The sequence below is a fragment of the Streptomyces sp. NPDC059917 genome (assembly GCF_042730635.1).
Taxonomy (GTDB): Bacteria; Actinomycetota; Actinomycetes; order Streptomycetales; family Streptomycetaceae; genus Streptomyces.
Genome location: NZ_JBHWLC010000020.1, coordinates 55326 through 78090, shown reverse-complemented (window position 1 = coordinate 78090; position 22765 = coordinate 55326). Strand labels below are relative to the sequence as shown.

Sequence of the window (22765 nt, the reverse complement as noted above, 5' to 3'; positions counted from 1 at the left end):
TGCCCATGCCCATGCCCATGCCCATGACCGCGACCGCACGCCCGCCGCGCCTGCGCGGGGTCCTCCCCGCGTTCGTCGCCGCCGCCCTCCTCGTGCTCGGCGCTCCCACCGCCTCGGCAGCCCCGGCCGCGCCGACCTCCGTCGACCTGGTCCGGGCCCGGGAAGCGGCCGGTGCGCCGCACTCCCTCGGCGCCGTCGAGGCGTTCCTCGCGGCCGACCACGCCCGTTCCGCAACGGGTTCCGGCGGCCCGCCCGCCGCCCGCGTCCCGGACCGGGAGGCCGACGCTCCGGCCGCACCGGCCCGGCTCGGCGCCACCGTCGCCGTCCACACCCTCGACCCCGACTTCGTCCGGGGCCTGCCCGGCGCCGGGCCCGCCCGCGCCGAGGGCGCCGCGACCACGGCCACCGGAGCGACGGGCCGGACGGCCACCATCCGCACGGCCCCGACCCCCGCCGGGGACGGCTGGCAGGTGGTCTCCATCGGCTCCGGCGACGAGGAGGAACGCCACGCCCGCGCCGCGGGCCCGGACCGGACCGCGTTCCTGGAGCCGCAGACCAACACCTGGTACGCCTGGGACGGCGAGGTCGTCGAGCCGCTCCACCCCGAGGCCGCCACGGTCCTCGGCGCGGCGGCCCTGCCCACCGCCGCCTACCAGCGGCAGGTGGCCGCCCGGTACGCGGACCGGCTCCCCGGCTCCCCGTACGACGCCTCGGGCCTGGCGGGCGGCGACGCCCCCGCGACCGGCGGTGGCGACCGGGGCGACCCGGCCCCCGCAACGCCCCTCGCCCTGGCCGCCCTGACCGGCCTGGCCCTCATCGCCGTCGGCCTGGCGGGCACCCATCGCCGCGGCGGCGGTCCCGAGGGCGCCCCGCCGGGTACCGGACGCCTCGGGACGCCCACGTAGGCGTCGCGAGACCGGTCGCGCCCCGCCCAGCGAGCCCAGCTCGCCGCGGCCATCCCCCGAACGGCCGGTTCCGCGGGACCGTTCGACCGGTATGCCCGCCGCCGGTGGTGCCTACCGTGGAAGGAGGGGGAGGGGACGCCACCTGCCGCACCGCCGAGGAGCCCGCCGTGTCCGCTCACCGCATCGACATCACGCTGCCCGCCACCCCCGCCGCCGCGTCCGCCGCCCGGCGGGCCCTGGGGGTGTGCGTGGGCGCCGGAGAACTGGCCGACGACGGGCGCCTCGCGCTCTCCGAGGCGGTCGCCAACGCGGTGGAGCACACCGTCAGCGACCGGCTGCGCCTGGTGATCAGCCACGACGAGGAGACGGGCACCCTGATGTGCGCGGTCCGCGACGGGCACGCCGACCTGGCGCCGGCCGACCGTACCCACCAGGGGTGCGGCGACCAGGAGGGCGGCCGGGGGCTCGGGATCATCGCGGCCCTGAGCCGGTCCTGGGGCTTCAGCACCTTCGGGCACGGCAAGTGGCTCTGGTTCTGCCTCGGCGCCGCCCCCGCGTGACGGCCTCGCACCGGCCCCGCACCGGCCCCGCACAGGCCCCGAACAGGCCAAAGAAAACCGAGCGCCCCGGGTGCCGGACTAGCTGGTACATCGTTGTCGAGCCCGTCGATGGCAAGGCATACGGGCCCTCCACCTGCTGGAATCGAAGGACGGGGGTCCGTGGCGTGAAGAGGCCTCACCCTCTGTGAACATTCGACTCCGATTGCTAGAGATGGTCGCTGACCGATCACCACAGCTCCTCGGAAGGGCGCCGCCCTCATGTCCTCGTCCACGTCCACCACGCACGCCCGCACCACCGCCTCCGGCACGCCCCACGCCGTACGGCCGCCCACCTGGGACGTGCGCGCCCTGTTGCCGGGCCAGTGGGACGCCTTCTACACCGCTGTGCTCGACGCGTTCCACGAGAGCGAACCGGCCGGGGCGACCGCCCTGTGGCGGCGCCTGGCCGAGCCCGAGCGCTGCGTGGCCGTGCGCGACGGCGCCGACCTCGTCGGCACCGCCGGGATCTTCTCCTTCCGGATGAGCGTCCCCGGCGGGCACCTCGTCCCGACCGCGGGCGTCACCATGGTCGGCGTCCGCTCCACCCACCGGCGCCGCGGGATCCTCTCCGACCTGATGCGCCATCAACTGGAGTCCCTCCAGCGCCAGGGCGAACCCCTCGCCGTCCTGACCGCCTCCGAGGCGCCCATCTACGAACGGTTCGGCTACGGAGCGGCCGCCCGCCAGCTCTCCCTGGACATCCAGTCGCGCCGGATCTCGCTGCGCACGCCCGCCGAGCCCGCCGGGGCCCCGCCGCTGACCCTCGCCCTCGAAGACCCGTACGAGGCCCTGGAGATCACCGAGGAGATCTACGCGCGTCAGGTCCCCACCCGCCCCGGGATGCTGGCCCGCGCCCCCGGCTGGGAACACCTCCCGCTGCTCGACCCGCCCGCCACCCGCGCCGGGGCCCGCCCCCTGGAATGCGTCGTCGCGCGGATCGACGGCCGCCCCGTCGGCTACGCCCGCTACACCGTGAGCGTCGCGTGGTCGGCCGCGAACACCGCCGAGGGGACCGTCCGCGTCCGCGACGTCGAGGCCACCGACCCGCGCGCCTACGCCGCCCTGTGGCGCTTCCTCCTCGACACCGACCTCACCTCGCGCGTCGTGGCCCCCAACCGCCCCGTGGACGACGCCCTGCTCCACCTCGTCTCCGACGTGCGGCGCTGCGCCCCGACCGTGCTCGACAGCCTCTACGTCCGCGTGGTCGACGCCCCGATCGCGCTGACGGCCCGGTCCTACGCGGCCCCGCTCGACCTCGTCCTGGACCTCGAGGACGCCCTCGCGCCCTGGAACCGGGGCCGCTGGCGGCTCACCGGCGACGCCTCCGGCGCGGTGTGCGCCCGGACGTACGACGCCCCCGACCTCGGCCTGGACGCCGGCGCCCTCGGCTCGGCCTACCTGGGCGGCACCACCCTCACCGAACTGGCCGCCGCGGGCCGGGTGCGCGAGCACACCCCGGGCGCGCTCGCCGCCGCCACGACGGCCTTCGCCTCGCCCGCCGCGCCCTGGCTCCCGCACGGCTTCTGCCGCTCCCTGCTGCCCCGCCTCTGAACCCGCGGGTCGGCCGCGGGTCGGCCGCCGTTGTCGGACCCCCTCGGTACCGTCGGCGCATGAGAGCTACGGCAACCTTCACCGTCACCGGATTCACCCCCGCCGCGCTGCGGCCGGAACCGGCCGTGCCCACCGGGACGCCGGTGGGCGTCGCGACCATGGAGAAGCACTTCGAGGGGGAGGTGGTGGGGCGCTCGGCGACCCTGTTCACCGCCGCCTTCGACCAGTCCACCGGGGTCGGCACCTACGTGGCCATGGAGTCCTTCGAGGGCACGCTGGGAGGCCGCGAAGGTTCCTTCAACTTCGCGCACTCGGCGACCACGTCCGGTGCCGACCGCACCGCGGAGTTCTTCACCATCGTGCCCTCCAGCGGCACCGGCGAACTGGCCGGGATCACCGGCGCCGGCGGGCTGGCCGTCGACGCCGACGGCACCCACCGCATGTGGTTCGACTACGAGCTCGGCTGAGCCGCTCCGGGCACGGCCGGGCAGACGGCCTAGGTCTCGTCCCACGGATCGCCGGCGTGCGGATCGGCCTGACTGGGGCTCAGCCGCCCGTCCTGGATGAGCCGGTTGGTCATGCTGATCTTGTCCGGGGCGGGGCGGCCGACCTCGTCGTAGTGCCTGCGGGCCCGCTCGATGTGGGTGGCGACCGTGCGGGGGGCGATGTGGAGCTTGCGGGCGACCGCCGGTTTCGACAGCCCGCTGCACCAGGCGAGGAGCACCTCGGTCTGCTTCTCGGAGAGTTCGGGCCGGTCGGGCGAGGAATCCCCGACGATCGTGCCCGCGTGCCGGGGAGCGGTGTACGTGAGCCCCTCCGCGGCCGCCCGAATGGCGTTGATCAGGTGCTTCTCGCCCTCCTCCTTGGTCACGAACGACATGGCCCCCAGCCGCCCGCAGGTGCGGATCACCTCCGCGGACACCTCGCCGGAGAACACGACGACCTTGCGCCCGCTGCTGACCAGTTGGCGCAACTCGTGGAACTCGAAGACGTTCTTCGTCACGAGGCAGAGGTCGAAGACGACCACGTCGGCGAGGGCGCCCTCGCCGGTCCACACCCGGCTGAGCTGCCTGCCCGCCGAGACGAGGTGGATCGGTGGCTCTGCCCGCGCGCACCATCCGCGCACTCCGTCGATGACCACCTCGTGGTCGTCGACGATCACGGCGCTGATCGGCCGGTCCGCCATTGTGCCTCCATCCAGAAAGTGTCGTCGTCCGTGTCCAGGAAGCTGTCGGTCGCGATCTGCGACGAGGCGGGACCGAGGGGCGACAGCTCGATCTCCCCGCAGTCGCCGACCACTTGCACCGAGACGAACTCGGGTGCGAAGACCACGGTCACGTTGGCCCAGCTCCGGGCCTTCGCCAGGGCCGGCAGCGGGAAGCTGCCGAGCGCGAGGCGGACCTCCGGCGGCGGGTCGACCGGGGTGCCGTGGGCGATCACCTCGGCCCGCACCCGGCGCCGCTCCGCCGCGTCCGCGTACTCGTGCAGCTCGTGCACCAGCTGGTTGGGCACGTCGTCGGTCTCCGCGAAGAGCCGGCGCATCCGGGCGGCCTCGGTCCAGCATTCGCGCTGGACGTCCGGGTCGTTGCTGTCGAGGGTGCCGTCGGCGAGCCCGCGGAGCAGGGGGCCCGCGCTGCCCAGCAGACCGGCGTAACTGTCCTGGAGCGCCTGGGCGGTCCGGGCGGCGATCCGTTCGGAGTGCCGGATGTGCTCGGTACGCCGCCGGGCCGCCTCCGCCTCGTGCGCGGTGCGGCGCAGGGCGGTGGCGGCCACCCCGCAGGCCAGCGGAAAGCCGATCGTGCCGAGGGAGCCGGTGACGAAGTTCAGTACGGCGCCCTCGGTCACGGGCCCGGACAGGGCGAGGTTCACCGCGGTGATCGCCTCGTGCGCGCCCAGGAAGAGGACCAGCTCGACCATGGGCCGGTCCAGGAGCAGCACGACCCCGATCCAGCCGACGGTGCCGAAGGCCCAGTCCGCGGCGGTCGTCGGCGTCCCGGCGGGCAGCGAGGCGCAGGACAGGACCGACGCGCCGAGGGCGAGGACCACCCCGAACCAGCGCTCGGCGCCCCACGACCGGCGGCGCAGCGTGAAGGCCCCCTCGACCACGGCTATGGCCAACAGCAGCCCGTACGCCAGGAGTTGCATCCACAGCGGCCGGTACACGTCGATGTTGCGCAGCCAGCTCATCGACAGCAGCACGACGCCGGAGATGCCGAGCACGGCGAGGCGCAGGTGGTACAGGAACTCTTCGGCGGCGGGAGCGGCGGCAGTCGGCCCGCCCGCCCGGTGGAAGCTCTTCATCGTGGCCACTCCAGACTGACGGTCGTTCCGCTGCCCTGCCGGGACCTGACGTCGGCCCGGCCGCCGACTTCCTCGACGCGCTCGACGATGGACGCGCGCACCCCGCGCCGGGTGGGACCGACGGCGGCCGGGTCGAAGCCGATGCCCTCGTCGGCCACCTCGACGCGCGCGCCCCCGCCCGATCCGTCGCTCGTGACGGTGACCGAGCAGTGGCCCACCTCGGCGTGCCGGGCCACGTTCACGAGCGCCTCCCCGGTGGCGTCGGCCAGCGCCACCGTCACCTGCGGGGGCAGCCGCAGCGACCGCGGCCCGCGCAGCTCGACCCGCACCGGCGTGAGGCCGATGGCCGCCCGCAGCCGCCGCATCAGGTCCGCCTCCAGGGCGGGTTCCGTCGCCCAGGACAGGCGTTCCAGATCGCGTTCCGCTTGCGCCGCCAGCGAGGCGGGGGAGATGCCCGCGGCGCCCGAGCCGACCCACAGCAGGGTGGTGGCCGCGGTGTCGTGCAGGGTCCGGTCGTAGGCCCGCCGGGCGGCCCGGATCCGCGCCTTCGCGCTCTGCTCGGCGCGGGCCGCCTCGGCGTCCGCGGCGTCGGCGTCGGCCAGTCGGCCGCCGCGCAGCATCAGCTCCCACAGCATGCGCGCGAGCAGGGCGACGACGAGCGACCACAGCGCGGTCACCAGGCTGTCGGACGAGCCGCGCGCGGGCAGGGCCGCGGCCGTGCCGACGATCGCACCGGACAGCACCAGCAGCGCCGCGGCCCCGCCGAGCAACCGGCTCGCGTAGTACTGGTAGCCCACGCAGGCGAAGGACAGGAACGGCAGCAGCCAGGACCTGCCGTGCTCCAGCCAGTCCAGCGGCACCGTCCACGGCGCGCTCGCGGCCAGCGCGGCCAGCGCGGCGGCGTCGGCCAGGGTCGCCGCCGTCCCCGGCCCCCGGAGCAGGGCCCGCACGTACACGGCGCTCCACACCGTCGCCAGCGCCAGGACCCCGAGGGCCACCCGCGGGGAGGGGGCGCCGGGCGCCGACCAGGAGGCCACGACGAGCGTCGGGAGGCCCGTCGCGACCCGGATCACCGCCACGTAGCGGTGGCCGAGCAGATAGAGGTGGGCGACCGCGCTGTCGGCTGCCGGCATGAGCCCTCCCTCGTGCGTCCGGCCCGTGTGCCGGGCCGTGGATTCGATTGTGCCGGTCGGTCGGGCCGCGTGCTGTCGGTCGGTCGCACGACTCCCAACCGGCTTCCGTTTGCCTAGCGTTGGGTCCGGGGACGGGCCGCCCGGCCGGTCTCCGACCGCCCCTGCGACGAAGAAGGCACCATGTCCACTCCGCACCCGCACGTGCAGTCGAATCCAGAGCCGCAGCCGCACCGGCGGCCCCACTCGCACCGCCGGCCCCGGCGCGGCGGCGCCGTCCGCCGGCGGCTGGTCGCCGCCGCCACCGCGGTGCTCGGCGGCGGGGTCCTGCTCCTGGTCCCCGCCTCCACGGCCGCGGCGACCACCCGCCCGGGCGTCAACGCCACCCCCTACAACGAGGGCGGCGAGTACTGGGACACCGACGGCTGCACGGACGTCCCCGACTCCGGCCTCCACACGATCCGGGTCATGTACGGCAAGCCGCCCCTCGCGGCGTACGGCCACCTCACCGGGCGCTTCGACTTCCACCACGCCTGCAAGCACCACGACGGCTGCTACAAGTTCCGCTGGGCGGACCGGGCCACCTGCGACCAATGGTTCCGCAACGACATGCACGCCTCCTGCACCGCGATGAAGTCCAATGCGGCGTGCGACGACATGGCGGAGCTGTACTACCGGGGCGTACGCGTCTTCGGCGAGATCCCCTGGAAGCTGCACGACATCAGGATCTCGATGAACCAGTACCTCGGCTGACGGCCGATCCGACGACGGCGGCCCGCGCTGTCGGTCGAGTGGGCTATATGTTCGTCCAGCGCTTCGACGTGCTCCGGCTCCGACGCGCTCCGTCCCCGCCCGGCCTCCAACAGCGGCCGGGCGGGGACGGTTCAGCGCGCCCCCTGTTGTTCTCGGCACGGGAGCGGGCCGCTTCCGGATGGAAGGCCGACACCAACGGTGCCCTGCACCCATTGACGGGGGTCGGCGCCGGGATTGCAAGGAAATCCGGGAACTTCTCCCGGAGGCACGCGCTTGTGCCCTCGACCAGCACCGGAACGGTCATCCGTGTTCAGCCCCGCGTCACTCCGTGATCGGCATTGTTCCGTGAATCCATGATCACGTGGCGTTACGGAGGGTCGGCGGTCCATGCTGAGCCTCCCCAACGCCCGGCCGGCACCCGGTCGTTGAGGACACCCGTCGCCCGGCCCCGGATGGCCGGACGGGTCATGAGGCCGACCCCCAACGAAGTCGAGGACGACCATGCCGAAGAAGTACATCGTGTTCATCGTCGCGCTGCTGATGGTGCTCGGTTGGAGCGTGGCGATGACCGCCATGGGCCAGAGCGCCGCGATCGCCACCCTCGCACCGGTCCTGGGCCTCACCGTGCAGCAGGTCTTCCGGGCGGCCCGATCGCGGACCGCCGCGGCGTCCGGCCACCGGGTGGCGGCGGTGCCCGACGGGGAGGGCGACACCCCGTGACCACGCCCTCCGAATCCAAGGCCCCGGCCACCCAGCCGGTCCCCGCACGCCCCGGCCGCAAGCTCGGCCCGATAGCGGACACCGTCGGCAGCTCCCACCGCGCATGGCTGGAGCACGCGCGGGAGAAGTACCTCGCCAGCGGACTGACCCTGAGCGAGCTGGGCCTGCGGGTCCCGCTGGCCAAGTCGAAGCTCTCCGAATTACTGCGCGGCCTGGGCCTGTACCCGCGCTGGGAGGTCATCGGCCGCCTCTCCGAGGTGCTCGGCATGCAGATCATCCCCCTGTACCGGCTCTGGCGGCAGGCGGCCCTGGACGCGCGGAAGAGCCCCGAGTGGGTCCAGCGGTGCAGCGACAAGTCGGCGCTGACCGCCCCGCAACCGAACCCGCCCGTGGCCCACGAACCCTTCCGCCGGACCGTGGAGGGCGGCTACCGCCGCTACGCCCAGGCGTTCCTCGCCGACGCCCCCTGCGAGGCGGCCGTCGACGACACCTTCGACATCCTCTGGCTGTCCTGGAACAGCGCCCTGGCCAGCCCCGACATCCGCCGCTACGCCTGGCGGATCCTGCGGGCCACCGTGCTGGCCAAGACCCCGCACCTGGACGGCTGGCCCGAGCTGGTCCCCGCCGCCTTCGACACCGTCGCCGTGCGCCGCCCGACCCGCTCGAGCGACCCCACCGAGCAACTGGCCGAGAGCCTGGAGCTGTTCCGGGCCATCGGCCGGCTGCCCGCCAACCTCCAGGACGTCATGGTGCTGCGCCACCTGTGCGGCAACACCGTCGAGGAGACCTCCGCCCTGCTCGGCGTCCCGCCGCCGATGGTGCGCTCAGACGAACGTCACGCCCGCCGGATCATCTTCCCGCCGCCCGAGAGTGAAGGCCCCATCGAATGACAGCCGTCGAAGCGATCCTGGCCCGGGCGCTGCTGGTGCGCGAGCGCACCGTACCCGTGGACGTCGTCCGCACCCGCCCCTGCGCCCCACCCCCCCTCCGCCCCCGCGCGCACGCCCTCCCGTCGACCGACACCACCCCCGCCGTGGCCGCCGAGAACCTGCGGGCCCTGTGCGAGACGCTGGTCAGCCACACCCCGGCCGTCACCGTCACCAAGTTCGTCACCGACCAGGTGCCCGAGCCGCGCAGCGCCCTGGTGCTGGCCTGCGTGCTCCAGCTGACGGAAGCCGACGACGGGGCACGGTTCTGGTGGCAGTACGCGGCGGGCGCCGGACAGGCGACCGCCGCCTACTGCCTCTACCTGCACCACCTGTCCCTCGGCGAGACCGACGCGGCGCAGTGGTGGCTCCGGCAGACCGACGACGTCCAGTCGACCCCGCTCGACGGGGTCGCGGGCGCGGGCGCGGGCGAGCCCGACGAGCGGATCACCAGCCCCTCCACGGCCACGATCCTGCGCGTGCTGCACCGCCTCGCCAAGCAGATGGCCCGGCACCGCTCGGCCGCGGTGATCGAGCTCATGGACTTCATGCCCGTGGCCGTGGCCACCGGCTACCTCCGCGAGCCCGACATGGACCTCCCCATGCCGGGCCCCGGATTCGCCGCCCGCATCGGCGCCCTGCTGGCACCCCGCCCCCGCAACGCGGCGGCCTCCACCCCGCCCCCGACCGTCCGTACGAGAGGACTCCACCCCCTGGGCGAGACCGCCACCCGCTGAGCGGACCGGACCGGGTGGGGGCGCGCGCCCCCACCCGGCCTTGTCCTCTTTCGGACCCGAGGAGGGGCCGAAGGGCGGACGAAACCAGGGGTCCGTCCCCGGTTGGCTTGCTCCGGTGACCACCTCTGCCCCCGCCGCGACCCCGGCGCGCCCGCCGTCCCCGCCACCCCCGGCCGTTCTCGCCGCGGACCGCGTGGACCAGTACTTCGCCGCCCCCGGCGGCGGCGTCCTGCACGCCCTCGACGGGGTCAGCCTGAGCGTGCGGGACGGCGAGTTCGTCTGCGTCGTCGGGCCCTCGGGCTGCGGGAAGTCGACCCTGCTGCGCCTGCTCGGCGGTCTGCTCGCCCCCTCCGCCGGAAGCGTCCGTACGGTCGCGCGGGGCGGGACGGGTCCGGGCGACCGTCCGGACGTCGCCTTCGTCTTCCAGGACTTCGGCGTCCTGCCCTGGCTGACCGTACGGGCCAACGCCGCCTTCGGACTGCGCATGTCCGGCATGCGCAGGCGCCCCGCCGAACGGGCCGCGGACCCCTGGCTGGCCCGGGCCGGGCTCGCCGACTTCGCCGACGGCTACCCGCACCAGCTCTCCGGCGGCATGCGCCAGCGCCTCGCGATGGTCCGGGCCTTCGCCACCGGCAGCCCCGTCCTGCTGATGGACGAACCCTTCGGCTCCCTCGACCCGCTGACCCGGCGGCTGATGCGCGAGCACCTGCTGGAGCTGTGGCAGGAGGAGCGCAAGACCGTCGTCCTGGTCACCCACTCCCTCGACGAGGCGCTGCTCCTCGGCGACCGGGTGCTGGTGATGTCCCCGCGCCCCGGCACCCTGATCGACTCCTTCACGGTGCCCTTCCCCCGGCCGCGCACCCCCGACGTGGAGGACCGCGCCGACTTCGCCCGGCTGCGGGCCCGGATCTGGGAGGCCCTGCGGGCCGCCCCGGCGCGCGAAGGCGGTCACCGGTGACCACGGCCGCGCCCCGCCCCGCCCCCTGCGACGCCGCGGCCGCGGCGGCCCGGGCCGCGGTGCGCCGCGGCCGTCGGGAGTCCGCCGTGGCCGCGGCCCTGGGGGCCGGGGTACCGGCCGCCCTGCTGCTGGGCTGGGAGTCCGCGGCCCGGCTCGGCGCGGTGGACCCGCTGCTCTTCCCCGCCCCCTCGAAGATCGCGCTCCGTCTGGCGGACCTGCTCGGCAGCGGCGAACTCGGCGCGCACCTGGGGGCCACCCTCGCCCGGCTGCTGCCCGGTTACGCGCTGGGCGCGCTGGCGGGCGTACTGGTGGGCCTCGCGATGGGGGCCTCCCGGCACACCCGGGCCGCGCTCGGGCCGCTGTTCGCCGCGCTGTACTCCGTACCGAAGATCGCCACGCTGCCGCTGCTGCTGCTCGTCTTCGGGCTCACCGAAACCCCCAAGGTGCTGTCCGTCGCGATCACCGTCTTCTTCGTCCTCCAGATCAACACCACCGCCGGGGTGCGCCAGATCGACCCGCGCGCCCTGGAGACCGCCCGCGCCTACGGGGCCCGGGGGCCGCGGCTGCTACGCCTGGTGCTGCTGCCGGGAGCCTGCCCGGCGGTGCTGACCGGGCTGCGGACCGCGGCCGGGCTCGGGGTGGTCGTGGTGGTGGCCGTCGAGTTCGTCGCCTCCGAGAGCGGGCTGGGGTTCCTGATCTGGAACTCCTGGACCCTCTTCCAGCCCGAGCGGATGTACGCCGGGATCATCGCGGTCGCGGTGCTCGGCACGGCGTTCTCGGCCCTGCTCGCCCTGGCCGAGCGGGTGGTGATGCCCTGGCGCCGCGGGCGGGACCGGGGCGCCGCGTGAGCCGCCCCGGCCCCGGCCCCCGACGTGACCCCCGATGTGACCCTCACGCTCGACCTCACCTTGAGAAGGAACGATTCACCATGCGCCGCCGCGGTCTGCCCCTCCTCGCCCTCACCACCGTCACCGCCCTCCTCGCGGCCACCGCCGCCTGCCAGCGCGCCAGCCCCGCCGCCGCGGGCCCCGTCCGCGTGCGGGTGGCCCACGTCCCCTCCACCCTCTTCGCCCCGCTCTACGTGGCCGAGGCCAAGGGGTACTTCGAGGACGCCGGGCTCGCCGTCGAGCTGAACAAGGTCAAGACGGGCCAGGACGCCGTGCCGCTGGCCGGCACCGGGAAGGTCGACGCGGTCGCCGCGGGCTTCTCGGCCGGGCTGTTCAACGCCATGGCCAAGGGGGTCGAGGTGAAGGTGGCCGCCTCCATGGGCGGCTCCACCGGAGCACACCCCTCGCCCACCACCCTCGAAGGGTCCCGGCTGCTGGCGGACTCCGGGGAGCTGACCCGGCCCGAGGACCTGCGCGGACGCAAGGTGGCCGTGGCGGGCGGCGGGGGAGCGGCCGGCGGCTACCAACTGGACGCGACCCTGCGCTCGGTCGGGCTGACGGTCAAGGACGTCACTGTCGTCAACGTCGCCATCCCGGACATGAAGAACGCCCTGGCGAACGGCGGGGTCGACGCGGCCATGGCACCGGCCCCCTTCACCACCGCCATGGAGGCGGACGGCACCGCCAAGCCCCTCGCCGTCCCGCCGCCCGGCACCACCGCGAGCGGACTCGTCCTCGGTTCCCGGTTCGACGGCACCCCCGGCGCCGCGAAGTTCCTGACCGCCCTGCGCCGGGCGGCGGCCGACCTCCAGGGCGACGGCGCGAAGAGCGAGGAGGTCCTGGCCGCCCTGTCCCGGGCCACCGGCCAGAGCATCGAGGTCCTGCGCGCCACCCCGCCCTACCGGTGGACCCCCGACCTGGCCCCCGACGCCGACCAGCTCACCGCCCAACAGCGCGCCTACGACACCGCGGGCCTCCTGGAATCCGCCCCCCTCCCCCCGGAGCGGCTCGTCGCCAGGACGACCGGCTGAGGCTGCCGGCCGCCGGAGCGGCGCGGCCCCGGATCAGACCAGGGCGTCCTGGCGCAGGAGTTCCGTGCGGATCGCGGGGAGGTCGTGGGCCGGGCCGCCCCGGGCGGCGAGGGCCGCGGCGACGCCCGCCGCGTGTCCCGTGGCGAAGGCGGTGCCCATGACCCGCAGGGAGGTGAAGGCGTCGTCGTCGGACCCGGTCAGCCGCCCGGCGGCCCAGAGGTTCTCCCGGTCCACCGAACAGATCGCCCCGTAGGGGATGTCGTACCAGCCGCGGCCCGCGATGGGCTCGTAGCGGGTCACGCCCGGCCCCTCGTGGTCCTCGATCGGCCAACCGCAGCGGGCGATGGACTCATGCGGGCGCTTGCGGGCCGAGCGCACGTCGTCCCCCGTGACCACCTCGCGGGCGGCGATCCGGCGGCCCTCGCGGATGCCCAGCTGGGGGCCGGTCGCCACCAGGTACGCCCCCGACCAACCCGCCAGACCCGCCCGCAGGGCGTCGAGGTAGTCCCGGGCCTGCCGCCGGGCCCCGGTCTCGGCCCGGGTCAGCGCCACCGGGTCGAGGGTGTCGACGTGCTCGTCGACCAGCAGGGAGAGCACCTCTCCCGTCACGGGCAACCGGGCGAGCACGCCCCGGTCCCGGGGCAACGTGCGGCCGGTCACCGCGTTGTGCGCCGCGATCGCGGCCGCCGTGCCCTCCCGGGAGAGGTCCGCGTCCGGGCGGACCCCGCCGATCCGGCTGACCAGGGTGCTGGTCTGCCGGGCCGTGACCGGAGCCACCACGACCCCGGCCCCGGCGAGGGCCGAGAAGGAGCCGCAGCCGCTCGCGTCGACGAAGGACCGGCCCCGGACCCGGTGGCGACCGGCCGGATCGGCCACCTCCACCTCGCGCACCCGCCCGCCCGCGCTGCGGGCGGCGACCACCCGGCTGTGCAGCCGTACGTCGACGGCGGAGGCGGCGAGTTCCTCGTCCAGGACCGCCTTGGTGATCTCCACGTCCAGCAGCACGAAGCTGTTCCCGGACCAGGGGAAGCCGGAGTCCCAGGAGCCGCCCGCCGCGTGCAGGCGGCGCAGGATGCCGGCGCCGACGCCCGCCACCACGCGCTCGCGGCGCTGGTCGGTGAACCCGCAGTAGATGGCCACGCCGGAAGCGGTGGCGGCGCCGCCGAGGAAGCCGTACGCCTCGATCAGCCGGGTCCGGGCACCGGCCCGGGCGGCGCCCAACGCCGCGGCCACGCCCGCCGATCCACCGCCGACCACGACGACGTCGAACTCCTCGGTGGGCAGGGGGGCGCTGTGCACGGTGGTGGTGTCGCTCTCTCATCGGGCCGGGTCGGGTGGTGTTCCCATCGTCCGCGGCCCGCGGGTCCGGCGAACTCGCCCAAGGGACACTCCGCGTCGCCGAAAGAGGGCTTCCGCCCCCGGTTCAGCGGCCGGCGCCGCAGTGCGCGAGGTCGCTCTCGGCCAGGGGCTTGCCCTCGGGGGTGACGTAGGTGACCCACAGGACCATGTCCTCGCTCCCCTCGTTGCGGCCTTCGTGGACGTAGCCGCTGCCCTCGACGACGGAGTCGCCGGCGCGGTAGACGCGCACCCCGCCTTCGTGGTCGGGCGCGTAGTGAGTCAGCGTTCCGGACTTCACGACGGCGATCAACTGCCCGTAGTGGCAGTGCCGGCCGGTGCTGCCGCCCGGCGGCAGGGTGATCTCGCGGAAGTTGACCTGCACCGGTTCCTTCACGGACACGTCGAGGGGGCCGTCCTGGCGGCCCTGCGCGATCTCCTTCACCACGGGAGCCGGCCCCGCGCCGGGCGCCCCGGCGGATGCCGTGGCTCCCGTGGCGGTGAGGACGACCGTGACGGCGGCAGCCGTCCCGACCAGGACACGGGACGGCTTGCGCACGGGCGTTCTCCTTCGATCACGGTGCATGGCGATCCGTGTGCGGCGGCAGGGACGGCTGCCGCCGCCGGACGCGTTCCATCGTGTAGAAGGGCCGCCCGGTGCAGCAGGGCCGAAGGTCACCGGTCGGCCGGGACCACCGGCCCGGCCGTGCACCCCGCGTCCCGTCAGTGGCGGCCCGCCGACTCGGGGGTGCGCGGCGCCTCGTCCACGGCGGTCGGTGCCGCCCGGTCGTCGACGGGGTCCGGCGCGGTGGAGGGCCGCTCCGCCCAGAAGGCGCCCGACGCCGCGCGCCGCGCGAGCATCAGCAGCACTCCCGCGAGGCCCAGGCCGAGCGCGATGACCAAGGGGGGACCGAGCCCGAACCAGGAGGCGCCACCGGCGGAGTTGGCGGGGTCCGCCATGTCGGCGACGGACTCGCCGAGCAGCCACAGCAGCAGCCCCGCGCCGAGGAGCGGACCGGCGCCGATGAAGAGGAACTCGCGCACCCCGTCGGTCAGTCGCCGCCGGTGGTAGACCGCGCAGGCGATGCCGGTGAGGGCGTAGTAGAAGGCGATCAGCAGGGACAGGGCGGTCAGGGAGTCGGCGAGGGCGTTCTCGCTGATCCGGCGGATGACCAGGTACCAGACGGTCGCCGCGGCGGCGACCCACCAGGTGCTGACCGCGGGCGTCCGGTGGCGCGGGTGGATCCGGCCGAAGCTGCTGGGCAGGGCCTGCCTGCGGGCCATCGACAGGGCGGTGCGGGAGGCCGGGATGATCGTCGTCTGGGTCGAGGCGAGCGCCGAGGTGGCGACGGCGAGCAGGACGATCCAGTCCCAGCCGCCGAGGGCCTCCCGGGCGAGCGAGGCGAACACGGCCTCCTCGTCGTCGGCGTGCGCGGCCAGGTACCCCGTACCGGCGAAGGCGACGACCGCGAAGGCCACGGACACGTAGGTGGCCAGGAGGACGACGGTGGACCAGATCCCCGCCCGGCCCGGGGCGGAGGCGGAGTCCTTGGTCTCCTCGGTCAGGTTGACGGCCGATTCCCACCCCCAGTACACGAAGACGCCCAGGAGCAGACCGCCCGTCAGCGCCGAGCCGCCCGCCCCGAAGGGATCCAGCCACTCGACGGAGGGCCGGACCGCGTCCGGGGAGCCCGTGGCGGCGTAGACCCGGTAGAGGGCGACCCCGGCGAAGACGAACAGGCACAGGGTCTGGAGCAGCACCAGGACGTTCTGCAACCGGGCCGCGGCCTGCGTGTCCCGTACGCACAGGGCCGACATCACCAGGATCACCAGGACGGTGAGCACCTCCCGGACCAGCGTGTCGCCCGCCAGTCCCTCCAGGCCGACGGCCAACAGGCCGAAGCGCACGGCCACGTCGGCGAGCGAGCCGACCACCAGGACGCCGGTCATCGTGATCGCCCAGCCGCCGAGCCAGCCCGCGGTGGGACCGAGGGCCCGCGTCACCCACGAGAAGGTGGTGCCGCAGTCCGGATCGCTGCGGTTCAGGTAGTGGAAGGCCGAGGCGATGAGCACCATCGGGACGAAGGACGCGAGCATCACCCCGGGGGCGTGGACGCCGACCAGGGCCACGATCGGCCCGATCACGGCGGCCAGCGAGTACGCCGGTGAGGTGGCGTTCAGCCCGATGGCGAGGGCGTCGACGAAGCCGATCGCGTTGGGTCTGAGCGTGGCGGCGGGCGTCCCCGGGGTGTCTTCGACCATGGTCCCTCACTGGTGCGGTGTCGTACTGCGGTGCGGCGTGCGCGACCACGTGGGCCGTGGCGGCGCACGTGAACGTGGCGTGAATGCGATGAGGAAACCCGTGCGTCGCGCAACGGGTCAATGGTGTTGGCGTAAGGAGCGGCGCGCGGCGCCGACCGCTCAGCCCCGGGCCCCGCCCGGGAGCTGCCGCTCGGCGCTCTCCAGCAGCATCTCCAGCGCGCCCGGGTAGGCGCTGTGCGGCATCCGCTCGGCCAGCAGCCCCGCGGTGGCCGCGATGTTCGGGTAGGTCTCCGCGGGGAGCCGGGCGTACGTCGACTCCCACATCTCCTCGTCGGAGGCGCGGGCCTTCTCGGTCAGCGCGAGGGATCCCGCGTCCAGCGCCGAGAAGGCCAGGCACTGGTCGATGTAGGCGTGGTAGATCCGCACGGCGTCCGCGTTGGGGAAGCCCGCCCCGCGCAGGCTCCCGAGCACCGCCTCGTCGGCGGCGATCTCCCGGGGGCGGCCGGTCACCCGGCTCGCGGTCAACAGCGCGGCCTGCGGATGGGCGAGGTAGGCGGCGTGGATCCGCAGCCCGAGGGAGCGCAGGTCCTCGCGCCACCGCCCGGTGGCGGCCCAGCCGTCCAGCGCGCGGCCGATCAGCTCGTCGCCGATGGCCAGGGTGAGCCCGTCCATGCCGTCGAAGTACCGGTAGAGGGTGCTGGGATCGGCGCCCAGCGCCGCGCCGAGCCGCCGGGCGGACAGGCCCGCGCTGCCGTGCTCGCGCACCATCCGCAGCGCCGTCTCGACGATCAGCCGCTCGGAGAGCACCGTCCCCTGCCGGGTCGGGCGCCGCCGCCTGCGCGACTCCTCCGGAACCACGTTCTTCGCCATCGCCGCGCCTTTGCCCCTGGTCAGCCGCCGCCGTCCTTATGCCAACACCATTGACCTTACATCGGAGCGCCGGGTTCCATCAGCCCCCGGAGGCACCGGCCTCCTGGAGAAAGGACCTCGTCATGCGTGTTCTGCTCGTGGGTGCGGGCGGTGTCGGCAGCGCGATCGTCAAGATCGCCGCCCGCCGCGGATTCTTCGACCACTTCGTGGTCGCCGACTACGACCCGGCCCGCGCCCGGGCCGCCGTCGCGGCGCTGGGCGAGGAGGAGCGGCGCTTCAGCGCCTGCCGGGTCGACGCCTCCGACGAGGCCGCGGTCGCCCGGTTGCTCACCGAGCGCGGCTGCGACGTCCTGATGAACGCCACCGACCCGCGCTTCGTGATGCCGCTGTTCAACGCCGCGCTCGCGGCGGGCAGCCACTACGTCGACATGGCCATGTCCCTGTCGCGGCCGCACCCCGACGACCCGTACGGCACCTGCGGGGTCAAGCTCGGCGACGAGCAGTTCGAACGGGCCGGGGAATGGGCCGGGTCGGGCCGCCTCGCGCTGGTCGGGATGGGCGTCGAGCCCGGGCTCTCGGACGTCTTCGCCCGCTACGCCGCCGACGAACTCTTCGACGAGATCGACGAGATCGGCATCCGCGACGGCGCCGACCTGGCCGTCGAGGGCTACGACTTCGCCCCGTCCTTCAACATCTGGACGACGATCGAGGAGTGCCTGAACCCGCCCGTCGTGTACGAGCGCGAGCGCGGCTGGTTCACCACCGCGCCCTTCAGCGAGCCCGAGGTCTTCGACTTCCCCGAGGGGATCGGCCCCGTCGAGTGCGTCAACGTCGAGCACGAGGAGGTGCTGCTGGTCCCGCGCTGGGTCGGAGCCCGCCGGGTCACCTTCAAGTACGGCCTCGGCGACGACTTCATCGGCAAGCTGCGGACCCTGCACGCGCTGGGCCTCGACTCCACCGAGCCGGTCACGGTCCGCGGCGCGGACGGCGCCCCGGTGCGGGTCTCGCCGCGCGACGTGGTCGCCGCCTGCCTGCCGGACCCCGCCACGCTGGGCGACCGGATGACCGGCAAGACCTGCGCCGGCACCTGGGTCAAGGGCACCAAGGACGGCCGGCCCCGCGAGGTCTACCTCTACCACGTGGTCGACAACCAGTGGTCGATGAAGGAGTACGGCTCCCAGGCCGTGGTCTGGCAGACCGCCGTGAACCCGGTCGTCGCCCTCGAACTGCTCGCGGACGGCGCCTGGTCCGGATCCGGCGTACTGGGCCCCGAGGCGCTCGCCCCGCGCCCCTTCCTCGACCTCCTCACCGCCTACGGCTCCCCGTGGGGCATCCGCGAACAGGACCCGGACGCGGGCGAACACCACTGACCCCGCCGGGGCGGTACCGCGCCCCTCCGGCGTTCGAGGAGCAGGGTTCGGGGCGCAGCCCCGAGACGCCCACCGCAGCCCGCCCTCCCCCCCGCCCGCAGGGGCCTTACGGCACTGACGATGCCTCAAGGCCCTTGCGGGCCGGCGGCCGCGCTACCGCGACGCCCGTACGGAGAACTCGTTGCCGTCCGGGTCGGCCAGGCGGACGGGGGCGTCCCCGTCACCGGTCGGGGCGGGGTCGATCCGGGTCGCGCCGAGGCCCAGGAGCCGGGCGACCTCGCCCGGCAGGTCCTCGCCCGCCGGTACGGCCAGTTCGAAGCGGACCCGGATCCGACCCGCCTTCGGCGCCACCGGCGGGCCGCCCCACGTGATCTTCGGGCCGCCGTGCGGCGAGCGGATCGCGGTCTCCTCGTCCTGGTCCCAGACCAACGGCCACCCCAGCGCCTTGCTCCAGAAGTAGCCGACCTCCTGCGAGCCGTCGCAGGCCAGCGCCCCGAGGAAGCTGTTGCCCGGCTCGAGCACGCAGAACTCGTTGCCCTCGGGGTCGGCGAGCACGACGTGCCCCTCCTCCGGGAGCTGGCCGACGTCGATGTGCCGGCCGCCGTGTCCCAGTGCCGCGTCCACCGTCCCCTGCTGCGCCTGCGCGGAGGCGCTCGTCAGGTCGAAGTGCATCCTGTTCTGCTCGATCTTCGGCTCCTGGCTCGCCACGAAGCGGAGCCGGAAGCCGGTGTCGTCCGAGGGCACCAGCGCGACGCCGTCCCGCGCGTCGTCGCTCATCTCCCACCCGAGGACACCGGCCCAGAACCGGGCCACCCGCAGCGGCTGGCCCGCATCGAAACTCACCGCGAACAATTGAGACGTCATTTCGCGGAGCCTAAGCGCGCCCCCGCCCTCCCCGCCAAGCATTATCGGGACGAAACGCCGCTCGGCCCCACCGCGCTGACTACGCGGCGCGGTCGTTGCGCAGAGCCGGGATGAGCCAGGGGTGCACCGGGAGCAGGTTCGGTACCACCTGCCAGCCGTTGACGATCCAGACCAGCCGCCAGTACCGGTCCACCACGGGATCGTGTGCCTCGTCGAACCGCCGGGCCATCCAGTCCCGGAATTCCCGGTCCGGGGTGCGCCCGAACACCTCGGCGAAACGGTGCACGAGGTCGTCGACGAGGGGTGCGATCCCGTCGCCGAGCGGGTCGATGCCCGACTCCACGGCCTCGGCCACCTTCTGGCGGGTGAACTCCATCAGTTCCTCGCCCGCTTCGCTCTCGATGCCGGGCGCCTTCCCGCCGGTTCGCCCGAGCGTCGTCCGGCGCATCCGGGCCCGGAAGTCCTCGTCGCCGACCAGCTCGGCGAGCTCGACCCACGCGGCGATCTGCTCGACGGACGGGTCGTCGGGCAGGGTGGGAGTGGCGGCGCGGACCATGGCCACCGCGGCCGGGTCGGCATCCACCGTGCCGAACGCGTCCTCCACGAAATCGTCGATCAGACGTCGGCGTTCCTCGCCGGACAACCGTGTGAGCCTGTGCACGAGCTTGATCTCCTCTGGATCGGACCCGCGTCCGGCCGCGACTCGCAGAACGCTCCGACGCAGTCGCAGCAGCCGGATCTGGACGTCGACGGCGTCGGCGTGCGCCGCGGCGACGTCCGCCACCGAGAGCTCGCGGTCCAGTACCCGTCGCACCGTGGCCAGGTCCAGGCCCAGCTCGCGCAGTGTGCGCAGGAGTTCCAGACGGAGCAGTGCGTCGAGGTCGTAGAGCCGATGTCCGGCGGGACTTCGGGTGGTCGGCGTCACCACCCCCGCATCGGAGTAGAACCGGATGGTCCGCACGGACAGGCCGGTCCGCCGGGAAAGCTCCCCGATCGAGCAGAGGGTCGTCACGTTCATGCCCCCACTCTGCTGTCTCCAGTCGGTGGAGCCGCAAGGGAGACCCCGGCACGATCCGAACGGGACGGGCTAGGGCGCGGCGGTCGGGGGAGTTTCCGGTTTCGAGTGGAGGACCGCGCGGGCCTGGTCCGCGGCGCGGGCGATGCTCTCGGAGACGAAGTCGACGAAGCGGGCGATGTTCTCCAGGCGGGCCGCGGCCGGGGTGCCGGGGCCGAGGACGCCGACGCCCTGGCGGGCGATCTCGCCGAGGTGGGCGGTGGCGCGGGCGCTGGCCATCGTGGACTGGTAGAGGACGTCGTCGTCGACGACGTACCGCTCGCGGCGGCGCTCGTCGCGCTCCCGGCGGATGAGGCCCTGGCTCTCGAGGAACGCGATCGCCTTGGAGATGGACGCCGGGCTGACGTCGAGGCGCGCGGCGAGTTCGGCGGCGGTGAGGCTGCCGACGTCGGTGGTGTAGAGGGCGGCCAGCACCCGGGCCGTCATCGTGGGCAGGCCCGACTGCATGAAGACGGTGGCGAACACCTCCTCGTACGCGCGCACGGCCTCGGTGTCGCGGCCGTGGGCCTGCGGCGCCGCCTTCGGGTCGCGCGGCGCGCTCTGCCCGCGCCGGTGCGCGCGGCGTTCGGTGGCGCGGTGGGCGAGGTCGGCGCGGTAGGTGGTGGGGCCGCCGTTGCGCATGACCTCGCGGGTGACCGTCGACGTCGGGCGGTCCAGACGCCTGGCGATCTCCGCGTAGGCGAGCCCGTCGGCGAGCCCCAGCGCGATCTGCTGGCGTTCCTGCTGCGTAAGTCTGCCTCCCGGCATCGCGGTCTCCTCCATGGTGTCGTCCCGGTGTGCCGCCAGCATAGCGTTCAGCCTTGGTTCATTGCAACGCGCGAGAGGTGGGTTGTTGCATTGAAAACTGATTCATTGCAATGAAAACTGGCCGCTGAGCTGGTGTTATGTGGATCTGATGCAACGAGTACGTTGCCCAATCCATGAACGCAACGTAGCTTTTCCCATGTCGGAAACAGTGAACGAGCGAAGGAAGACATCATGCAGAAGTTCATCACCACCGCCCCGGTCGCCGCCGTCGTCGAGGTTCCCGCGGGTCGGATCCGGTTCATCGCCGCGGACCGCGCCGACACGACCGTCGAGGTGCTGCCGGCGGACGCGTCGAGCGGGCGTGACGTGAAGGCCGCGGAGCGGATCACGGTCGACTACGCCGAGGGCGTCCTGCGGATCGGCGCCGAGCCGGCGAAGAGCCGGGTGCTGGGCAGCTCCGGTGCGGTCGAGGTGACGGTGCAACTGCCCGCCGGTTCGCGGGTCGAGGCGACGGTGGCCAGCGCGCAGGTGCGGGGCGTGGGGCGGCTGGGCGAGGTCGTCCTCGAGGGGGCGCAGGCCTCGGTCAAGCTGGACGAGACGGCGGGTGCGCGGCTGACGCTGCAGGCCGGCGACGTGTCGCTGGGGCGGCTCGGCGGTCCCGCGGAGATCACCACGGCGAAGGGCGACATCCGGATCGCCGAGGCCGCGGGCGGCCGGGTCGTGCTGCGGACCCAGGCGGGGGAGATCTCGGTGGGCGCGGCGCGCGGGGTCTCGGCCACGCTGGACGCGGAGACCGGCCACGGGCGGATCCGCAACGCGCTGCTGAACAGCGCGGGCGCGGCCGCCGGGCTGGACATCCACGCGAGCACGGCGTACGGCGACATCAGCGCCCACAGCAACTGAGCGCCGCACGTGCGCGACGCCCGCTACGGCGGCCCGGTTCACGAGACCGCGTCGACCGGCTCCGGGTGTTCCGCGGTGAACTGGGCCACGGCGGTGGGCATGAACCCCGCCACCGTCTCGCCCTCGGACGCGGGCAGCGACAGGACGCTGCTGATGACGAGGAGCGAACTCCCCACGCGCACGACGGTCGCGTCGCCGCGTTGGGAGTCGCCCTTGGCCCCCGTCACCCTCGCCTGGACGACGAGGCTCTCGTCCCCGAGCCGGGGCCCCTCGGCGACGACGAAGTCGGCCTTGTCCGCGGGCTCCCCCGGCGCGTGCGGCAGTTCCACGCTCCGGCACCGGCTCACCAGGGCGCGCAGATCCAGCATGGCCCGGGTCGCGCCGCTGCCGCCGAAGGAGTAGAGCGTCTCCCGGCCGGGTATGACGCCGCCCCCGGCGGAGCGTCCACCGCTGAAGGCGGCGCGGGCGGAGGCGCCCGACGCCCCCGTGCTCGCGTCCACGACGCTCTGCCCGTCGATCAGGTCCGTGCAGGGCGACGGGGACGCCGGGGCGGGAGCCTGGGCGGAACCCTGCGGCCGGTCGTCGACGGGATCCGCCACGGAGGTCCAGCCGTAGGGCAGGGCGGCGGGCAGGAGGCGGGTGCGCAGCTCGGCGGCCGACAGCGGTCGCGCCTCGGCGGACACCTTCGACCCCTGGTCCCCGGCGGAACTCCCGCACGCCGTCAACGACACGAGCGACGCGAGCGACACACATCCGGCCACACACCGGAACTTGAGGTTCCGCACCTCGACACCTTCCACCCCGAGTGATCAAATCGCCCGAAGGTAACAGGCCCGCGGGC

Annotated in this window: 24 protein-coding genes; 13 read left to right on the top strand and 11 right to left on the bottom strand. The window is 74.3% G+C overall.

Annotation, left to right across the window (positions count from 1 at the left end):
- The first annotated feature begins 23 nt into the window (after positions 1 to 23).
- The 4 genes from ACFWAR_RS14695 (at position 24) to ACFWAR_RS14680 (ending at position 3522) form a co-directional block, all read left to right on the top strand.
- Positions 24 to 905 (top strand): hypothetical protein, encoded by an 882-nt coding sequence (locus tag ACFWAR_RS14695; RefSeq protein WP_385776852.1) that lies wholly within the window; start codon positions 24 to 26, stop codon positions 903 to 905.
- A 167-nt stretch (positions 906 to 1072) separates the two neighbouring features.
- Positions 1073 to 1465 carry an ATP-binding protein gene (locus ACFWAR_RS14690; protein ID WP_385776850.1) on the top strand — a complete coding sequence of 131 codons (393 nt, stop codon included), beginning with the start codon at positions 1073 to 1075 and terminating at the stop codon, positions 1463 to 1465.
- A 258-nt stretch (positions 1466 to 1723) separates the two neighbouring features.
- The gene (locus ACFWAR_RS14685) at positions 1724 to 3055 is read left to right on the top strand and encodes a GNAT family N-acetyltransferase (protein ID WP_385776848.1); all 1332 of its coding nucleotides are present in this window, start codon (positions 1724 to 1726) and stop codon (positions 3053 to 3055) included.
- A gap of 59 nt (positions 3056 to 3114) precedes the next feature.
- Positions 3115 to 3522, top strand: coding sequence for a DUF3224 domain-containing protein (locus ACFWAR_RS14680; RefSeq protein WP_385776846.1), 408 nt, complete (start codon positions 3115 to 3117; stop codon positions 3520 to 3522).
- Positions 3523 to 3551: 29 nt separating this feature from the next.
- Here ACFWAR_RS14680 and ACFWAR_RS14675 read toward each other — a convergent pair whose 3' ends face one another.
- The 3 genes from ACFWAR_RS14675 to ACFWAR_RS14665 are packed head-to-tail and all read right to left on the bottom strand — an operon-like array spanning position 3552 to position 6489.
- On the bottom strand, positions 3552 to 4241 hold the full coding sequence (locus ACFWAR_RS14675) for a response regulator (protein ID WP_385776844.1): 690 nt from the start codon (positions 4239 to 4241) through the stop codon (positions 3552 to 3554).
- Complete coding sequence (locus ACFWAR_RS14670) at positions 4214 to 5356, bottom strand: hypothetical protein (RefSeq protein WP_385776842.1); 1143 nt, start codon at positions 5354 to 5356, stop codon at positions 4214 to 4216. Before ACFWAR_RS14670 ends, ACFWAR_RS14675 begins: the two co-directional genes overlap by 28 nt.
- Positions 5353 to 6489 (bottom strand): sensor histidine kinase, encoded by a 1137-nt coding sequence (locus ACFWAR_RS14665; protein ID WP_385776840.1) that lies wholly within the window; start codon positions 6487 to 6489, stop codon positions 5353 to 5355. The genes ACFWAR_RS14670 and ACFWAR_RS14665 overlap by 4 nt, the downstream gene beginning before the upstream one ends.
- Positions 6490 to 6669: 180 nt before the next feature.
- On the opposite strand from ACFWAR_RS14665, the gene ACFWAR_RS14660 reads away from it, so the two are divergent.
- From ACFWAR_RS14660 to ACFWAR_RS14630, 7 genes are all read left to right on the top strand, one after another.
- Positions 6670 to 7239 (top strand): phospholipase A2, encoded by a 570-nt coding sequence (locus ACFWAR_RS14660; protein WP_385776838.1) that lies wholly within the window; start codon positions 6670 to 6672, stop codon positions 7237 to 7239.
- Positions 7240 to 7740: 501 nt separating this feature from the next.
- Entirely contained in the window at positions 7741 to 7959 is a 219-nt protein-coding gene (locus ACFWAR_RS14655; protein WP_385776835.1) for a hypothetical protein, read from the top strand.
- Positions 7956 to 8849 (top strand): sigma-70 family RNA polymerase sigma factor, encoded by an 894-nt coding sequence (locus tag ACFWAR_RS14650; RefSeq protein WP_385776833.1) that lies wholly within the window; start codon positions 7956 to 7958, stop codon positions 8847 to 8849. The genes ACFWAR_RS14655 and ACFWAR_RS14650 overlap by 4 nt, the downstream gene beginning before the upstream one ends.
- On the top strand, positions 8846 to 9622 hold the full coding sequence (locus ACFWAR_RS14645; RefSeq protein WP_385776831.1) for a hypothetical protein: 777 nt from the start codon (positions 8846 to 8848) through the stop codon (positions 9620 to 9622). Before ACFWAR_RS14650 ends, ACFWAR_RS14645 begins: the two co-directional genes overlap by 4 nt.
- Positions 9623 to 9737: 115 nt before the next feature.
- Positions 9738 to 10580 (top strand): ABC transporter ATP-binding protein, encoded by an 843-nt coding sequence (locus ACFWAR_RS14640; RefSeq protein WP_385776829.1) that lies wholly within the window; start codon positions 9738 to 9740, stop codon positions 10578 to 10580.
- Entirely contained in the window at positions 10577 to 11428 is an 852-nt protein-coding gene (locus ACFWAR_RS14635) for an ABC transporter permease (RefSeq protein WP_385776827.1), read from the top strand. Before ACFWAR_RS14640 ends, ACFWAR_RS14635 begins: the two co-directional genes overlap by 4 nt.
- A gap of 80 nt (positions 11429 to 11508) precedes the next feature.
- Entirely contained in the window at positions 11509 to 12498 is a 990-nt protein-coding gene (locus tag ACFWAR_RS14630; RefSeq protein WP_385776825.1) for an ABC transporter substrate-binding protein, read from the top strand.
- A 33-nt stretch (positions 12499 to 12531) separates the two neighbouring features.
- On the opposite strand, the gene ACFWAR_RS14625 is transcribed toward ACFWAR_RS14630, so the two are convergent.
- The 4 genes from ACFWAR_RS14625 to ACFWAR_RS14610 all read right to left on the bottom strand — a co-directional run bounded on the left by ACFWAR_RS14625 (position 12532) and on the right by ACFWAR_RS14610 (position 16965).
- The gene (locus tag ACFWAR_RS14625; RefSeq protein WP_385776823.1) at positions 12532 to 13797 is read right to left on the bottom strand and encodes an FAD-dependent oxidoreductase; all 1266 of its coding nucleotides are present in this window, start codon (positions 13795 to 13797) and stop codon (positions 12532 to 12534) included.
- Positions 13798 to 13921: 124 nt separating this feature from the next.
- Positions 13922 to 14392, bottom strand: coding sequence for a cupin domain-containing protein (locus tag ACFWAR_RS14620; protein WP_385776821.1), 471 nt, complete (start codon positions 14390 to 14392; stop codon positions 13922 to 13924).
- Positions 14393 to 14556: 164 nt separating this feature from the next.
- Entirely contained in the window at positions 14557 to 16095 is a 1539-nt protein-coding gene (locus tag ACFWAR_RS14615) for an APC family permease (RefSeq protein ID WP_385776819.1), read from the bottom strand.
- Positions 16096 to 16254: 159 nt separating this feature from the next.
- Positions 16255 to 16965 (bottom strand): TetR/AcrR family transcriptional regulator, encoded by a 711-nt coding sequence (locus ACFWAR_RS14610; RefSeq protein ID WP_385776817.1) that lies wholly within the window; start codon positions 16963 to 16965, stop codon positions 16255 to 16257.
- A gap of 122 nt (positions 16966 to 17087) precedes the next feature.
- Between ACFWAR_RS14610 and ACFWAR_RS14605 the strand changes: the two genes are divergently transcribed.
- Complete coding sequence (locus ACFWAR_RS14605) at positions 17088 to 18335, top strand: saccharopine dehydrogenase C-terminal domain-containing protein (RefSeq protein ID WP_385776815.1); 1248 nt, start codon at positions 17088 to 17090, stop codon at positions 18333 to 18335.
- 153 nt (positions 18336 to 18488) lie between these two features.
- Here ACFWAR_RS14605 and ACFWAR_RS14600 read toward each other — a convergent pair whose 3' ends face one another.
- From ACFWAR_RS14600 to ACFWAR_RS14590, 3 genes are all read right to left on the bottom strand, one after another.
- Entirely contained in the window at positions 18489 to 19199 is a 711-nt protein-coding gene (locus tag ACFWAR_RS14600; protein WP_385776813.1) for a VOC family protein, read from the bottom strand.
- 79 nt (positions 19200 to 19278) lie between these two features.
- Positions 19279 to 20217, bottom strand: coding sequence for a MerR family transcriptional regulator (locus ACFWAR_RS14595; protein ID WP_385776811.1), 939 nt, complete (start codon positions 20215 to 20217; stop codon positions 19279 to 19281).
- Positions 20218 to 20286: 69 nt separating this feature from the next.
- On the bottom strand, positions 20287 to 21021 hold the full coding sequence (locus tag ACFWAR_RS14590) for a helix-turn-helix domain-containing protein (RefSeq protein ID WP_385776939.1): 735 nt from the start codon (positions 21019 to 21021) through the stop codon (positions 20287 to 20289).
- A gap of 231 nt (positions 21022 to 21252) precedes the next feature.
- Here ACFWAR_RS14590 and ACFWAR_RS14585 point away from each other — a divergent pair, with 231 nt between their 5' ends.
- Positions 21253 to 21924, top strand: coding sequence for a DUF4097 family beta strand repeat-containing protein (locus tag ACFWAR_RS14585; RefSeq protein ID WP_385776809.1), 672 nt, complete (start codon positions 21253 to 21255; stop codon positions 21922 to 21924).
- 38 nt (positions 21925 to 21962) lie between these two features.
- Here ACFWAR_RS14585 and ACFWAR_RS14580 read toward each other — a convergent pair whose 3' ends face one another.
- Positions 21963 to 22709 carry a hypothetical protein gene (locus tag ACFWAR_RS14580; protein WP_385776807.1) on the bottom strand — a complete coding sequence of 249 codons (747 nt, stop codon included), beginning with the start codon at positions 22707 to 22709 and terminating at the stop codon, positions 21963 to 21965.
- Positions 22710 to 22765: the final 56 nt, after the last annotated feature.